The organism is uncultured Clostridium sp. (genome assembly GCF_947036855.1).
Taxonomy (GTDB): domain Bacteria; phylum Bacillota; class Clostridia; order Clostridiales; family Clostridiaceae; genus Sarcina.
Genome location: NZ_CAMQRY010000057.1, coordinates 1 through 15,762, shown reverse-complemented (window position 1 = coordinate 15,762; position 15,762 = coordinate 1). Strand labels below are relative to the sequence as shown.

The window sequence follows — 15,762 nt, the reverse complement described above, 5'->3', positions numbered from 1 at the left end:
TAAATAAATACTTTCTATTATAAAAATTATATTAGTCATAACCTTACCATTTTCACTAAGATAAAATCGCTTTCTCCTACTTTCATATACTATTTTTTTAAGTGTGTTTATTTGCTTAAATACTATAGCTTCATCATTAATTTCTCCATTTATAAATTTTATTAAATCTCCATTTAAATTTACTATACCCTCTATAAATCTTTTTCTTAGCTTATTTTTATTGACTATTATTTGTAGTCCCATAGTAAAAAATGCTCCAAAAATAAGAGATGCTATCCTAAGTGTAAAGTCATTTCCTGAAACTGGTGAATATAGCATAAACAAATATTGAAAACCTACTGGTATTACTATTGAAGCTTTTATATTTGTGCTAAAAACATATGCAATTAAAAATATAGACGTTAAATTAATGATTATCCCAAGCCAGATATTCTGACTTGCAAGTGATGATGCAATTCCTGTAAATACATTAATTATAATAAGTTTAATCAAATTATCTATTGGTGAAGCCATTAAATTCTTTTGGAGCAGTGCTAATGCTAGTGTTATTACAGCTACTCCTACAATTTCATTTGCATCACCAAATACAAAAGAAAATATTTTTATAAATCCTATTATTCCAATAAATAAGAGCGTGTTAGCTACTATCTTACCTTTATTCATTTTAAAACCTTCTTTCAAAATATCGTTTAAAAAACATTGTATCACTTTTTACATTTTTTTCCAATATTAAAAGTAAAAAAAGTAACCACTTAATATGGTTACTCTAACTTTATCTTTAAGTTTAAATATGCATTATGCTAATGTATAGAAATAATATCCTAAAATTACTGCTAGTCCATACATAAGTTTTGGCACTTTACTATAAACTTCTTTCCCTAGAGAAAGTTTTAAAATTACATATGAAATAACTGCTCCAGCAATTCCATTCGCAATATTATTTGTGAAAATTGTAAGTGTTATAGCTATAAAAGCTGGAAGATACTCTAACATATCCTCATAATCTATATGTTTCATAGAAGATAACATCTTAATTCCTATATACATTAAAACTGGCTCAACTGCTGCTGCTGGTATCATTAATGCAATTGGTGTTATTAAAAGAGTTCCAAGAAACACAAATGCTGTAGTCATAGAAGTTAATCCTGTTTTTCCACCTGCTTCAACTCCAGCTACTGATTCTAAGTAAGTTGTCATACAAGGAATACAGAAAAATGCTCCAACTGTTGTAGCTATTCCATCTACCTTAAAGCAATTATCTATCCCTTCCATATCTCCATTTTCATCAAGATAACCTGCTTTTGCCCCAACTCCTATTATAGTTCCAAAAGTTGAGAAGAAATCTGGTACAAAAAATGCAAATAAAAATGGTAGATACTCTATACTAAATGAACCAATTATATCAATATTAAAGGCATATTCTGAAAAACCACTTGGCAGACTAAACAAAGTATCTGGTATTATAGTTACTCCCATTGGGATTCCTATAATTGTTGTAGCTATTACCGCTATAAGCATTCCACCCTTAACTTTTCTAACCTCTAAAATTAATATAAGTACAAACCCTAAAATAGCAAGTATTGCTGCTGGTGAACTTAAATTTCCAAACTCTAAAGTATTACTAACTGGATTTGCTACTATAATCCCTACATTCTTAAATCCAAGTAACGCTAAAAATAGTCCAAGTCCTGCACTAACTGATATCTTTATACTTGGAGGTATTGCTTGAACAATAGCCTCTCTAAGACCTATAAAAGAAATAAACACGAATAATATACCACTCCAGAAAATAACTCCTGATGCTATAGGTATACTAATATTATCACCAGCTATCATTGTAGCTGCAAAAACTCCAACACTTCCAAGTCCTGGGCCAAGAGCAAATGGTTTATTAGTAACAAGTGCCATAACAAAAGTTGAAGCAAAAACTAAAAGTACAACTGCTGTAAGTGTTGAACCCTTATCAAATCCAGCTTGGCTCATTATATTTGGAACTGCGGCTAATATAAATGCCATAGTTGCAAATGTAGTAAGTCCAGCTATAATTTCTGTTTTAATATCCGTCTTATGCTCTTTCAATTTAAATTTACTTTCAAAAAAATATGTAATCTTATTCATTAAAAATCCCCCTATAATGCCAATTATCCTTTTACAACGATTTGTTTTACTGGTTAATAATAACATATTGTAATTCAAAAACACAAATATTTTATTGTTAACTTTCTATTAATGTATGTGTTTTATTTTATATGAATATATACAAGCAAATAAAAAGTAGCTATTTAATTTAAATAGCTACTTTTTATATATTAATATGCTTCTTTATCCTCATATCTTATAAATGAACTGACTATAGAAATTCCTAGTGATATAACCATCGCTGCAAAGAATCCATTAAAATGTATTCCTGAAACAAGCTTATCTGCTAGAAGTATCATAAGTACATTTATAACAAAATAAAATATCCCAAGTGTTATTATTGTAATAGGTAAACTTATTATTCTAACAATTGGTCTAATAATATGATTAACTGCCATAAGTACTACTGAGAATATAGCTAGTGACCATATACTATTAAAACTTCCTAAATGTAAAAATCTAGTCATAACAAACGTAACTACAAATATTATAAGAAATCTTGCTAAAAGTTTCATAATTACACCTCTTCTTAAATTTTATTACATCTATATTGTTTGTATAATATCATTTTTTATCCAAGCTATATTTACCAAAAAACTTTCTAATAATTAATCATTTTTAAATTTCAAAATATTATCTTACTTCATATCACTAAAATAAATCTTTCATATAGTGGAACTCATTTTTATTTACACTAAGTATAAACTTTTTAAGTTCTATATCATCATACATAAACTTTCTATCACTCATCACCTTACTATTCACAAAGAAACTAACCTGTACATCTTTATCCCAAGTAGACTTATGAACTATGCAAGATATCCCCCCACCAACAGTAACTGAAAATGGAAGTTCTAAACCTTTTTCATATAACTTGTTATAAACTTTCCCCTTAATATAATCCATTATTTTTTTATGCTCACCATAGTTCATCTTTTTAATTTCTGTAATTTTATACATCACACAATATCCCCCAACACCATATAACTTTTTACAGTCCTTCTGTAAATTACTCAAATTCTACTATAAATTTCAAACTAATCTTTAAACAAAATTTTAAATATGTATAAACTTGCATAAATTATTTATATTTATAAATTAAATTAAAAAAATATTCACTCTTTATTAAAAGTGAATATTTTATATTAATATTAATTTAATTACTTATACGGATTTAGCTCAAAGCAAAATCAGCTTCATCAATCTCATCTGAACTATTTTGTGTGAAGTAATACTTACTATATACTTCATTTAGAACTTTTCTTTTTTCATCTGCAAATCCTTTAACTTCTGAAAGTTCAACTTCACAAATATTTGTAGCTTTAAATTTCTCTTCAAAGAATGCAGGTAAAAGATATAATGATTTTATAGAATTTTCATTAATCCCCTCTTCTATATCACTATTCATTGTATCTATAATCTTTGTATAATTTTCTTTTATCTCGTTATTTCCATCTTTAATATGGAATGGAATTATAAGTTTGCTACCAGCAATACTAAGCATTGCTCCAAATATAACAAATAATACTCTTGATATAGCAAGTCCCATTGCTCCACCACTTACAACTGTTGATGCTACTGCTGATATTGTTACAAGCACTATAAGTTTTTTATAATCCTTAACATATGGATTTAAATATCCTGCAAATAAAACTATCATTCCTCTCATACTAGAATCTTTAATTAAAATAAATGAGACAACAACTATAGATGCACCTATTAAAGTACCTTCTATTCTTTGTCTTGCTCTTATCTTAGATGTTTCAGCATAAGGTTGTGTAAGTGAGAATATACTATAAACTACCCATTTTCCCTCTGGAATATTAAACATATCAACTATTAAAATACTTATAGCTCCAACTATTGCAAGTCTAAAACCATATGAAACTCTAAGTGATGATAACTTGAAGTTATCTTTCATAATTTTAATTATTTGGAACTTCTCTGGAATATCAAATGGTTGTAAATCAACATTTGATTTTATTCCATTTAAGGACTTACTTTCTTTTACAAGACTTATAATACATCTTCTTAGCTCCGAATTTTTTGGATTTGAAACTCCCTCAAATTTTTCAATTTTTATTAACTCAACATTTTCATTAGTAATTCCATCTTTTAAATCTTTCAACATAGCTAAAACATATTCTTTTGAATCACTATCAGAATTTATATCATTTTCATTTATGATTATATTCATTCTCTCTAAAAGATAAATTATATTAGTAACTTTCTTCCCTGTATTACAAATGTAAAAACTCTTTTTTCTGCTTTCATAAACTATCTTTTTAATTTTATTTATCTTATCATTAATTTCATCATACTTAATTTTTTCATTTTCTATACTAAATATTAAATCATTCATAATTTCTATTATTATATTTTTAAAATTCTTTTTAAGCTTATTCTTATTAGCTAAGAACTGAAGCCCCATCATAAAGAACCCACCAAATATAAGTCCACACATTCTAAGCATTAAATCATTACCTTGAACTGGTGTAAATAACATAAATAAATATTGAAGTCCAAATGGAATAACTACTGCTACTTTAAGATTTGAACTAAATAAATACCCAATTGCAAAAAGTGCTATAAAGTTTACTGGTATCCCTACCCACATATTCATACTAGCAATATACGCCATAATACCTGTAAACAGATTAACCCCTATAAGATTTATTGTATTTTCAACTGGTGATGCTGTTAAATCCTTTTGTAACAAAGTTAGTGCACCTGTAATTATAGTAACTCCTACAACACTATTTGCTGGTCCAAAGAACATATTAAAAACATTTATAAACGCAAGTATTGCAATAAATAATACAGTGTTACTTATTATAAGTTTTTTATTAAGCTTCAATGATTTCACCCCTAAATTATATTTTCTGTTTTTTATAAAATCTTGTAATATTCTAAATCCCACTTTTTTAACTTTTAAATATCCCTTATCATAAAGTTAAAAAAGAGTGCCAATATATACTGACACCCTTTAAAGTTAATTAAGCTTTATATATTGTTTTACCACCTTTAATTGTTTCAAGAACTTTGATATCTCTAAGTTCTTCTGAAGCAACTATTAATGGACATTTATCTAAAATAACAAAGTCTGCAACTTTCCCTATTTCTATGCTTCCTTTTGTATTTTCTTCGAAGTATTGGTAAGCTCCATTAATTGTAACTGCCTTAATTGCATCTTGAATTGAAATCTTTTGGTCTTCTCCAAGAACTCGTCCACTTTCAGTTTTTCTATTAACTGCATTGTGAAGTGCAAGTGTCATTATTGGCATTTTAACTGGTGGATCTTGATGTAATGTAAAGTTCATCCCTCTTTTTAATGCTGAAGCAGCTGGACTTATTCTATTAGCTCTATCTGGTCCAAGAACTGACTCATAGTGATAATCTCCCCAGTAGAATATATGATCAAGGAAGAATGTTGGAAGCATTCCGATAGCTTTCATTTCATCAAGTTGATCTTCTCTAACTGTTTGACAGTGAACCATAACTGGTCTTAAATCTGTTTTATTTCCTGTTGCTTCTAAAGCTGCTTTATAACATCTGATGAATTGGTCAGATGAAGCATCTCCATTACAATGAGCATTAACTTGGATATTCTTTTCAATACAAGCTGTAATATATGCTGTAACATATTCATCAGGTTGTGTTCCATATCCGCAATAATCATCAGGTTGACCTTCTGGTATTATATGATATGGTTTTGTAAGCCAAGCTGTTTTAGCCTGTGGTGAACCATCAAGCCAAGTTTTTCCACCAAGCATTTTATAGTGATTGAAATACTGTGCGTCAAGTGTTGATGTTTGCATAACTTCTGCTGTTACTGGTTGTATAGCATAACCTATTACATCAATCTTTAATTTACCCATCTGAGCTGCTGCTCCTAAAAGCTGTGCCATTCCCTTGTCAACACTAGCATCTTGAGCTGTTGTAATTCCATATGAAGCATATAAATCTTGTGCTTTTTCTAAAGCTGCAAGAACTGTTTGGAATGAAGGTGCTCCTATGAAAACTTTTTTCTCTTCTGATAAAAATGCAGTTTCTTCTAAAACTCCATTTGCCTCATTAGAACCTTCAACTCTTTTAACAACTCCACCTTCTGGAACTGTAAAATCTTCTCCAACATAACCAAATAACTCTAAAGCTTTTGAATTTGTAGCAGCAATATGCCCTGAAGCATGTGTTATAAATATTGGAAGTTCTGTTGAAACTTTATCTAAATCAAATTTTGTAGGATGTGCTCCATCTTCAAACTTTGAGTTATCATATCCAAGTCCAAGTAACCACTCTTTATCTACTGGCTTATTTTCAGCTAAATAAGCTATTAACTTATCAACCATTTGCTCTCTGCTTGTACACTCTCCAAAACTAGGCATCATTGATGATTGTGCAATTGCAACAATATGTCCATGTGGATCAATAAATCCTGGCATCATAGTTCTGCCATGTAAGTTGATTTCTGTTGCATCTGTACCATGTCTTAAAATCTCTTCATTATCACCAACAGCTTTAATAATCCCATCTTCTACTAAAACTGCTTGATATACTGAATTTTCCTTATCCACACATATAACGTTACCATTGAAGTAAATAATTTTATTCATTAATAATACCCTCCTAAATTTTAAATACAAATTGCTTTGTATTATCACTAATTTACAACTATTATAACTCTTTTATTACAAAAAAATCCATATTACACCTAAATATTTCATAAAAATTTAAACTTTTCTTATTTTTAATATCTTTTTTACAATTTAGTTAAATAGGACACTAATTGTTAACTCTTTTCTTATTCCAAATATTGTTAAAAAATGTTATCCTACATATGGTATTTTATTACTTTAATTTTTTTAACATAAAAATATGTTTTAAATTGATAGAATACACAAAATTCAGGGGGGAATTTTCAAATGGATTTCGAACAAATTCTTTTATTCGCACTTATTATTATGTGTACTTACTTTATAGAAGGTCTTATAGGTTTTGGTGGAACTATAATGGCACTTCCACTTGCTTCAATGGTCGTAGGAATTAAAATTACTGTTCCTGTTTTAACAATAGTTGTTCTTATAGCTTCAATCGTTATTGCTATAAGAGATTTCAAACATATAGATAAAAAACAATTAATTAAAATTACAGGATTTATGGCAGCAGGGCTTCCAATTGGAATGATTTTATTTTCTGTCTTACCAGAAAGACCTTTAAAAGTGGCTCTTGGAATCTTTATGGTTATCATAGGTGCTAAGGGGATTTATGATTCAACTGAAAAAAGACAAGCTGAGCTTAAATCTAAAGAAAATATTGAAACTTCAAAAATTGCAAAGATAATTGAAAACATAACTCTATTTGCTGGTGGAATAGTTCATGGAGCTTTCACTTGTGGTGGACCTTTTGTAGTTATGTATGCAACAAAAAATATAAAAGACAAGTCAAGCTTTAGAGCAACACTTTGTGCTTTATGGGCAGCTTTAAATGCTTTAATGCTTTCAATTAATGTATTTAAAGGAGAAATTACAGGCGAAATAATGAAACTTTCAGGAATTACTATGATATTTGTTATGGTTGCTATTTATGTTAGTAACATAGTTCATAAAAAAATCAATGGTGATTCATTTAATAAATTTGTTTATATAGCTTTATGTATATCTGGAGTTTTAATGGCTAAATAAGATATCATAATTGTATAAATAGTGAAAAGGGTTAAAACTGATATTGCATCAGTTCTAACCCTTTTATTATTCTAACCTAAAATTTCTTTTAAAAACTTTCTTCTACTTATAAAATAAAGAATACTTTGTATAATTATAGCTCCTACAATTATATATAAAAGCCTTTCATCAACACTTTGTGATACTGACCAATTTGAGAACATCAGTGATATATAATAAATAGCAAGTCCACCACCAACTAAAATTGGTACAAAGAACATTATTGCAAGTTCCTTGCTTAGAACTTTTCTTATTTCATTATCTGTCATTCCAATTCTACTAAGTGATATAACTCTTGCCTTATCATCTCTCACCTGATTCAATGTCTTATAGTATAAAACAACTCCGTTAGCTAAAAAGAATAAGCACCCGATAAATCCAACCACATAAAAAATCATTCCATAACTTATTACAGTATCATCAACTAACTCTTGAGTATATACAGGCTTAAACCCTTTTATATACCTCTCTCCCTGCGTATCTTCTGACAAATGATGATTTCCAACTAAACTTTCCCATGCATTACTCTTAAAACCATTCTTTTCAAGTAAATATGGTTCAAGTATCTCTTTTATTTTCTCGTTATATTTAGTATTTATAAGATGTGCTTTTTCTACTAATGAATTTGGAGTATTTTCTTTTAGCTTATTATAATCATCATCATTTATAACAGCTCCAAATCCTAACTGAAAAGCTTCATTATATAAGAAATTCACATACTGAATATTTTCCTCAAAACTAACCTTATCTCCATCTATTTCTATAAAATTACCCTTTGTTATTTCATTTATCTGCTCTTTCTTATAAGTATTTGGATACTCTATATATTCTCCTATATTCTCAATAGTAGGTATTATAGTATCACTTATTTGTGGTTTATAATCATCTGTATATACCCTTATAATATTCATACCTTTTTCTTTTATATCTATATTGCTATTCATATGCTTATTAAATGCCGATTCACTTATTACCTCAACATTAGCTTCTATATTAAACCCCTCACCACCAATTTCCTTTGTAAGTATTGGAAGTTTTAAATATTCTAATGTTTTGTAATTATCAATTTTCACATTATTACTTTTAAGTAAACTTTCTACTTCTTTACTTGAAACTTTATTATATTTTTCATTTTCCATAAAAATTACATCAAATGGATTTTCTGCCCTAACACCTTCTTCTGTTGTTACATACAAGGCATATGTTGCTCCAATAAAACTTGTTGCCATTGCTGCAAGTAATGATAAAATATATAAAATACTTTTATGAGTATTAAGCTTATGTGAAAGTCCACTAAGTATAAGCAAATTATTATTATAAGTTTTAGGTGTTTTTGACATTATATATTTAATCCCTAAAATACCTGATGCTATAATAAAAAATGGTGCTATTACTGTTATAACTATACAAATATTCATTGCGGGCTTAAAATCTATAAATATCTCTTTATTTAAAATTTTAGGTATTAATATTAATGCTATAACAAATAAAAAACTTGCTACTGCCCCCATAAATAAATTTCCCTTGCTACTTTCCCCTTTTACAGAAGATTTCAATGTTGTAATTATAGAAACTCTTGAAATATAAATCATATTAAATATAAGATTTCCAATAAAAATAACTGTGAAAATACATATACTAAGTAAAATACCTTTACTAGTTATCTCAAATTTTAAACTATCTATATTTAATACCTTTTCAAATCCCATATAAAATAATCTTCCAAGTAACATTCCACCTGCTATCCCAGTTATAATTGATGAAATTAAAATACCTATATTTTCAAACAAAATAAGTTTTGAAAGGTCTTTCCTTGTCATACCAAGAGTTAAGTACATCCCAAACTCTTTACCTCTATTTTTCAAAAACTCTAAATTTGTATAAGTAATAAAAACCACAGAAAAAATACATAATACTAAAAGTGACATATTTAAAATTGTAGGCATTAGGTTATTATTTGCACTATTACTAGCTACTACATTTTTAACTTCATTATTAAAAGCTAAACTTCCATAAACAAATAGCATACCTACTATTAATGAATTTATAAAATAAAATGATATATATCTTGAAAAGTTATATTTAAAATTCTTTTTTACTATTGATAGAAAGGTCATTATTCTCCCCCTCCTATAAACCCTTGAACCTCTAATATCTTATCTAAAAATTCCTTTCTATTACCGTTTGATGCAATTTCCATTTTTATAGTTCCATCTTTTATAAATATAATCTTTTTACAAAATGATGCTGCAAATGGATCATGTGTTACCATTAAAACCGTACTTTTTATTTCTATATTCATCTTACTTATAGTCTGCATAAGACTATCTGCTGATTTTGAATCAAGATTTCCTGTAGGCTCATCTGCAAAAATAATGCTTGGCTTATTTATAATAGCTCTAGCTGCTGCTGTTCTCTGCTTTTGCCCACCTGAAATGTTATATGGATATTTCTTTTTATACTCTGCTATTTCAAAGAATTTCATAACTTCATCAACTTTTTCTGTTATCTCTTTTGGATTTTTCTTATCTAAAATAAGTGGTAATCCTATATTCTCTTCAAGCGTTAAACTATCTAAAAGATTAAAATCTTGAAATATATAACCTATACTTCTTCTTCTAAAAAGTGATAATTCATCTTTCTTAAAACTACTTATATTTTTATCCCCTATAATAACATCACCAGAAGTTGCTGTGTCTACACCAGATAATATATTTAAAAGTGTAGTTTTACCACTTCCACTCGATCCCATTATCCCTATAAAATCCCCTTCACTTGCAATAAAATTAAGTCCATTTAATGCTCTAACTTCCTTTGCTCCCTTAAATGCTGAATATATCTTTGTAAGATTTCTAACCTTTAAAACTTCCATACTCAAACTCCCCTTAAACTAAATTTGTTTACTTCTTGATTTAATTATAAAAAAAAATCCATATCATAGAAATGGATTTCCCTTACAAAACCTTACATTTTTGAAAGGTTAAATATTATTTTAAAACTTGTACCTTTAGAGATTTCTGAATCAATATAAACTCTATGTCCAAGTTTATCTGCAATTGTCTTCACCATATAAAGTCCTATACCTGTTGAATCTCTATTTTCACGCCCTGTTTCCCCTGTAAAAAATGGTTCAAAAATTCTATTTATATCAGTTTTTGAGATTCCAATTCCATGATCTTTTATAAAAAGCACAACATTACATTCATCATTAATCATATAAAATTCAACAGACCTACCTTTATCAGAATACTTTATAGCATTAGATATAACCTGCTCTAATATATATGATAACCATTTTTTATCCGTATATATTTCTATCTCTTCATCTATATCAACCTTTGGGAAAACCCCTGAATATATAAAATCTCTTCTTTTATCATTAATAACTCCTCTAACAACATTAGATAAGTTGTAACTATCAGTCATATAATCTCTTGAAAAATCATCAAGCCTTATGATATTTAAACATTCTTCAAGATTTTTTTTAAGCAGCAAATTTTCTTCCTTTATATCTAAAAGTATACCTTCTTTATCCATCTCACTCTCACTAGCAAGGTCAATTATAGCAACTGAAGTCTTCATATTATGAATCCATGTTGAAAACAACTCATCTCTATCCTTAATTTGATTTTCAAGTTCACTAATTCTACTCGTATAATTATTATGGATTTTATTTATTTCACTTAATACATATCCATCAAAATAATCTAAATCTACCTTAGCTAAATCACACTCTGCTTTTTTTATATCATCTAAAATTTCAAAAAAACAACCAAGTTTATATCCCTCAATTACTAGATAAACAATTAAAACTCCAAGCCCAAGACTTATAGGATATATAAGCTCTGCACTATCTAAAAGTAAATAATAAAATAAAGTTAAACTCATTGTACATATGCTAATAGCTAGAATAGGTCTTTTTTTGCTTTTTAAAATTCTAGGTAGTAAATTCATTAAAGACATATCCTATACCCCTTTTTGTTGCTATATTATCTTTTATGCCTATCTCTGCAAGTTTTCTTTTAACTCTAGTAATATTAACCGTTAAAGTATTATCATCAACAAAAGTTATATCATCCCATAAAATTGAAAGAAGTTCTTCTCTTGTAACAACCTTTCCTACATTAGATAAAAATGCTTTTAATATCTTATACTCATTTTTTGTAAGGTCAATTATATCTTCTTTAAAAGTTAGTTTCATAGATTCTTCATTTAATGTAATTCCACAGTTTGATGCTATATCACTTGTTTTATAATCATTATTTCTTCTTAAACTTGCATTAATTTTTGCAAGTAATACCCCAATTGAAAAAGGTTTTATAACATAATCATCTGCCCCAAGTTCCATTCCCCTTATTTGTTCTCCCTCTTCACTTCTAGCTGATAAAATTATAATTGGAGTTTTATATAACTTTCTAATGAGCCTTAAAAAATAAAACCCATCAAAAACAGGTAAATTTATATCAAGCAAAATCAAATCAGCCTCAAAATTTTTAACTACTTCCATAATATTATTAAAATTATTTATAATTTCAACTTCATATTCATAGGCTTCTAGATATTCTTTTACATATTTTTTAAGTTTTAAATCATCTTCTATTACCAAAATTTTCACTTTAAACACCACTTTACATAATTTATTTATTAATTAAAATTTTATCATCATTTTACTTTTTTTTCCATCAATTTTAATTATTCAATAAATTTTTATCATTAATAGTTTTTTTAATAATAATACCTTATATTTTTAGTCAAAAAAACAGACTTGCTACTGCAAGTCTGCTATGTACTGTAATACTTAAATTATTTTATTTATCAAATAATCCTCCACCGTTACCAGTTTTAACACCTTTTGAAGAATTACCTGTTCCTATGTTTCTTTGAGCTTTAATATTATTTTTCTTTAAGCCCATCTTTTTTTTCTCTTCTATAAGCTTTTGCATCATTTCAAAATTTTTATTCATAATATTCCTTACCTCATCTTATTGTATTTTATAACTACATCTTATAGTAAGTTAAATTTCACTTTATTTCAATTTGTATTATAAGTTAAAGTTCAATAATGTTGAAAAAACTTATATCTGATATATTAAACCATTCTTTCGTAAGTTCTTTCTATCTCTTGCCCTGAAGCTAAATCACTATATTTAACATTATAACTTGCATCTTGCTCAAGCTTTTTACCAATTTCTTTTGAAACTATTGTACCATGTCCACATTCAGTACATCTCATTTCATAATTAACAGAGAACTTACAAACTGGTACAAAGAAAATCTTTAATACACAAAATGTCTTTTTCACTTCCATATCGCATTTCTTTCCACAGTCTTTACACTTACCTTTTTTTAAAAGTCTTAAAACTACTTCTTTAAAAGAAGTCATTGCTATCGTAAACATAATTACACCTCTTACTTCTTATCTTTCGTATTTGTTAACATTTTATTATTAACATCTTCTTATATTATACATTATATTTTATATTTTTTTATAATTTTACATAATAAAAATTTTGTTTTTTAAATTTAACTATAAATATTCTCTATTCATTTAAAGTTTTCTATGTTTACATACTATAAATCCTACTTATTTTTCTTGTCCTTCCATTTTGTAGTTTTATAAGATAATTTGTCTATTAATTTTTGTATTAAAACATTTACATTTATTGTAAACTTCACTTAGATGCAAAAAAAACTAAAGGGGGAATTATTTTGCTTTCTAAAAAATTTAAAAGAGCTATTGCAACACTTTCTCTTTCTGCATTAGCATTCTCAGTTATTCCTTATACTCCTGCACAGGCTACACCTAAAGTACCTGAAAGAGTAAATGTAGAATCTACTGATGAAGTTGATCTTGAAAGAAAAATTGTTGGATACTTTCCAGAGTGGGCTTATAAAAGCGAAGCTCAGGGATATTTCAACATAACTGATCTTCAATGGGACGAGCTTACTCATATCCAATATTCATTTGCTATGGTAGATGAAAAAACTAATAAAATTAGACTTGGTGATGAGATGGCTGCTATTCAAACAGACTTTTCAGATTTAACACCAGAGCAATTAACTCATAATGGTAAGGAAATTAAAATTGACAATTCACTTCCGTACAAAGGTCATTTTAATCATCTTCAAACAATGAAAAAAGATTATCCAGATGTAGACCTTCTTATTTCTGTTGGTGGATGGGCTGGCTCTAGGGGATTTTACACTATGATGGACACAGATCAAGGCATACAAGACTTTGCTGATTCATGTGTTGACTTTTTAAGAGAATATGGCTTTGATGGAATTGATATTGATTTTGAGTATCCAACTGGAACAAGTCAAGCAGGAAATCCTGATGACTTTGATGTTAGTGAACCAAGAAGAGATACAATTAATGCTAGATATAACGTTATGATGAAAACACTTAGAAAAACAATAGACGAAGCTTCAAAAGAAGATGGAAAAGATTATCTTTTAACTGCTGCTGTTACAGCAAGTGCTTGGGTTCTTGGTGGAGTTTCTGATAACTCATATGCTAAAGAACTAGATTTTTTAAGTGTTATGTCTTATGACTTCCACGGTGGTTGGAATGAATTTGTTGAAAACCTTGCAAATATCTATCCTGATGCTGCTGATACAGAAACATTACAAATGTTAATGCCTGTACTTAGTATGGATTGGGCTTATAGATATTATAGAGGTGTACTGCCTCCTGAAAAAATATTAATGGGTATTCCTTATTATTCTAGAGGTTGGGAAAATGTTAACGGTGGAGATGGAACAGGTCTTCATGGTAAAAGTAAAACTCCTGCTTCAGGAAAGTATAATGTTTGGGGAGATGACCTTGATGGCGATGGAGAACTTGAACCAGCAGGTGCAAACCCACTTTGGCATATATTAAACCTTATGGAAAATGATGATAATCTTAACGTTTACTTTGATGAGGTAGGAAAAGTACCTCATGTATGGCAAGATGAAGAAAAAGTTTTCTTATCATTTGAAAATGAGCAATCTATGGCTGAAAGAATCAAATATATCGAAGATAAAAATCTTGGTGGAGCTTTAATTTGGGTTATGAATGGAGATTACGGTCCTAATCCTGATTATGTTCCCGGTTCAGATAATATAAATGAAGGTAAATACACTCATGGTAATACTCTTACAAAACAACTTAGTGATGGACTTGATGCTATGGGAGATGCTACTGTAACTGATGATAGACCTGAAACTTCTGGTGATGTTAAAGTTGATGTAGAAATGGTTGGTGATTATGATCACCCTAACTATACTTACTCTCTAAATGTTACAAATCATACTGGTGAAGAAATTAAAGGTGGATGGGAAGTTGCTTTTGACCTTCCAAACTCAGCTATATTCAAATCACCTTGGGGTGGAACTGTAACAGAAACACCTAATGGTGACTTTACTAGAATAACTATTGAGTCTGCTGGTTGGAATAACCTTGCAGTTGGTGAAACTACTACACTTCAAGGAATGATAGGACTTTGTTTCTCTGGAATTAGAAATATAACTTTCAATGGAATGAATCCTGTTGGAGATTCAGAAATAGTACCTCCAACACCAGATTTAAATGAAAAACCAGTTCTTCATGGTGTTAAAAACTCTGAAATTAAACTTGGTGATAAATTTGATGCTATGAGTGGAATCACTGCTACTGATAAAGAAGATGGTGATTTAACTTCTAAAATCGAAGTTACTGGAAAAGTTGATATTTCTAAAGTTGGAAAATACACTTTAACTTACTCAGTTACTGATAGCAAAGGTAAAATTACAACTGCTAAAAGAATTATAACTGTTAAAGATGATAGTATAGACCCTCCAACTCCTGAAGTAAATGAAAAGCCTGTTCTTCATGGTGTTAAAAACTCTGAAATTAAACTTGGTGATAAATTTGATGCTA

Annotated in this window: 13 protein-coding genes and 1 pseudogene; 2 read left to right on the top strand and 12 right to left on the bottom strand. The window is 28.4% G+C overall.

Translation table 11 applies throughout. The features are described 5' to 3' along the window. From Q0V15_RS07475 to Q0V15_RS07450, 6 genes and pseudogenes are all read right to left on the bottom strand, one after another. A pseudogene (locus Q0V15_RS07475) lies at positions 1-663 on the bottom strand (FUSC family protein); the annotation flags it as partial. Between the two features lie 132 nt (positions 664-795). Beyond that, positions 796-2,118 (bottom strand): NCS2 family permease, encoded by a 1,323-nt coding sequence (locus Q0V15_RS07470; RefSeq protein WP_297437559.1) that lies wholly within the window; start codon positions 2,116-2,118, stop codon positions 796-798. A 191-nt stretch (positions 2,119-2,309) separates the two neighbouring features. Further along, on the bottom strand, positions 2,310-2,654 hold the full coding sequence (locus Q0V15_RS07465; RefSeq protein ID WP_297437558.1) for a phage holin family protein: 345 nt from the start codon (positions 2,652-2,654) through the stop codon (positions 2,310-2,312). Positions 2,655-2,790: 136 nt separating this feature from the next. Beyond that, positions 2,791-3,102: a hypothetical protein gene (locus Q0V15_RS07460; RefSeq protein ID WP_297437556.1), complete on the bottom strand. Its 312-nt coding sequence runs from the start codon at positions 3,100-3,102 to the stop codon at positions 2,791-2,793. A gap of 211 nt (positions 3,103-3,313) precedes the next feature. Continuing rightward, positions 3,314-4,996, bottom strand: a complete 1,683-nt coding sequence (locus Q0V15_RS07455; protein ID WP_297437554.1) for an FUSC family protein — start codon at positions 4,994-4,996, stop codon at positions 3,314-3,316. A 139-nt stretch (positions 4,997-5,135) separates the two neighbouring features. Then, positions 5,136-6,752, bottom strand: a complete 1,617-nt coding sequence (locus Q0V15_RS07450) for an amidohydrolase (protein ID WP_297437552.1) — start codon at positions 6,750-6,752, stop codon at positions 5,136-5,138. Between the two features lie 309 nt (positions 6,753-7,061). On the opposite strand from Q0V15_RS07450, the gene Q0V15_RS07445 reads away from it, so the two are divergent. After that, positions 7,062-7,820, top strand: a complete 759-nt coding sequence (locus Q0V15_RS07445) for a sulfite exporter TauE/SafE family protein (RefSeq protein ID WP_297437550.1) — start codon at positions 7,062-7,064, stop codon at positions 7,818-7,820. A 71-nt stretch (positions 7,821-7,891) separates the two neighbouring features. Here Q0V15_RS07445 and Q0V15_RS07440 read toward each other — a convergent pair whose 3' ends face one another. The 6 genes from Q0V15_RS07440 to Q0V15_RS07415 all read right to left on the bottom strand — a co-directional run bounded on the left by Q0V15_RS07440 (position 7,892) and on the right by Q0V15_RS07415 (position 13,257). Beyond that, a complete protein-coding gene (locus Q0V15_RS07440) occupies positions 7,892-9,976 on the bottom strand; it encodes an ABC transporter permease (protein ID WP_297437548.1) in 2,085 nt (694 codons plus the stop codon). After that, positions 9,976-10,731: an ABC transporter ATP-binding protein gene (locus tag Q0V15_RS07435; RefSeq protein ID WP_297437546.1), complete on the bottom strand. Its 756-nt coding sequence runs from the start codon at positions 10,729-10,731 to the stop codon at positions 9,976-9,978. Before Q0V15_RS07435 ends, Q0V15_RS07440 begins: the two co-directional genes overlap by 1 nt. A gap of 92 nt (positions 10,732-10,823) precedes the next feature. Further along, the gene (locus tag Q0V15_RS07430) at positions 10,824-11,822 is read right to left on the bottom strand and encodes a sensor histidine kinase (RefSeq protein WP_297437544.1); all 999 of its coding nucleotides are present in this window, start codon (positions 11,820-11,822) and stop codon (positions 10,824-10,826) included. Beyond that, a complete protein-coding gene (locus Q0V15_RS07425; protein WP_297437542.1) occupies positions 11,797-12,474 on the bottom strand; it encodes a response regulator transcription factor in 678 nt (225 codons plus the stop codon). Before Q0V15_RS07425 ends, Q0V15_RS07430 begins: the two co-directional genes overlap by 26 nt. 193 nt (positions 12,475-12,667) lie before the next feature. Next, on the bottom strand, positions 12,668-12,823 hold the full coding sequence (locus Q0V15_RS07420) for a hypothetical protein (protein ID WP_297437540.1): 156 nt from the start codon (positions 12,821-12,823) through the stop codon (positions 12,668-12,670). Between the two features lie 125 nt (positions 12,824-12,948). Continuing rightward, positions 12,949-13,257 (bottom strand): zinc-ribbon domain-containing protein, encoded by a 309-nt coding sequence (locus tag Q0V15_RS07415; RefSeq protein ID WP_297437539.1) that lies wholly within the window; start codon positions 13,255-13,257, stop codon positions 12,949-12,951. A 311-nt stretch (positions 13,258-13,568) separates the two neighbouring features. On the opposite strand from Q0V15_RS07415, the gene Q0V15_RS07410 reads away from it, so the two are divergent. Beyond that, a partial coding sequence (locus Q0V15_RS07410) for a glycosyl hydrolase family 18 protein (protein ID WP_297437537.1) occupies positions 13,569-15,762 on the top strand: 2,194 nt, incomplete at its 3' end.

Bases quoted from the DNA above. Each gene is read 5' to 3' on its own strand.
- Q0V15_RS07415 (WP_297437539.1), bottom strand. From the start codon at position 13,257: ATGTTTACGATAGCAATGACTTCTTTTAAAGAAGTAGTTTTAAGACTT.
- Q0V15_RS07465 (WP_297437558.1), bottom strand. From the start codon at position 2,654: ATGAAACTTTTAGCAAGATTTCTTATAATATTTGTAGTTACGTTTGTT.
- Q0V15_RS07440 (WP_297437548.1), bottom strand. From the start codon at position 9,976: ATGACCTTTCTATCAATAGTAAAAAAGAATTTTAAATATAACTTTTCA.
- Q0V15_RS07470 (WP_297437559.1), bottom strand. From the start codon at position 2,118: ATGAATAAGATTACATATTTTTTTGAAAGTAAATTTAAATTGAAAGAG.
- Q0V15_RS07435 (WP_297437546.1), bottom strand. From the start codon at position 10,731: ATGGAAGTTTTAAAGGTTAGAAATCTTACAAAGATATATTCAGCATTT.
- Q0V15_RS07430 (WP_297437544.1), bottom strand. From the start codon at position 11,822: ATGTCTTTAATGAATTTACTACCTAGAATTTTAAAAAGCAAAAAAAGA.
- Q0V15_RS07450 (WP_297437552.1), bottom strand. From the start codon at position 6,752: ATGAATAAAATTATTTACTTCAATGGTAACGTTATATGTGTGGATAAG.
- Q0V15_RS07445 (WP_297437550.1), top strand. From the start codon at position 7,062: ATGGATTTCGAACAAATTCTTTTATTCGCACTTATTATTATGTGTACT.
- Q0V15_RS07420 (WP_297437540.1), bottom strand. From the start codon at position 12,823: ATGAATAAAAATTTTGAAATGATGCAAAAGCTTATAGAAGAGAAAAAA.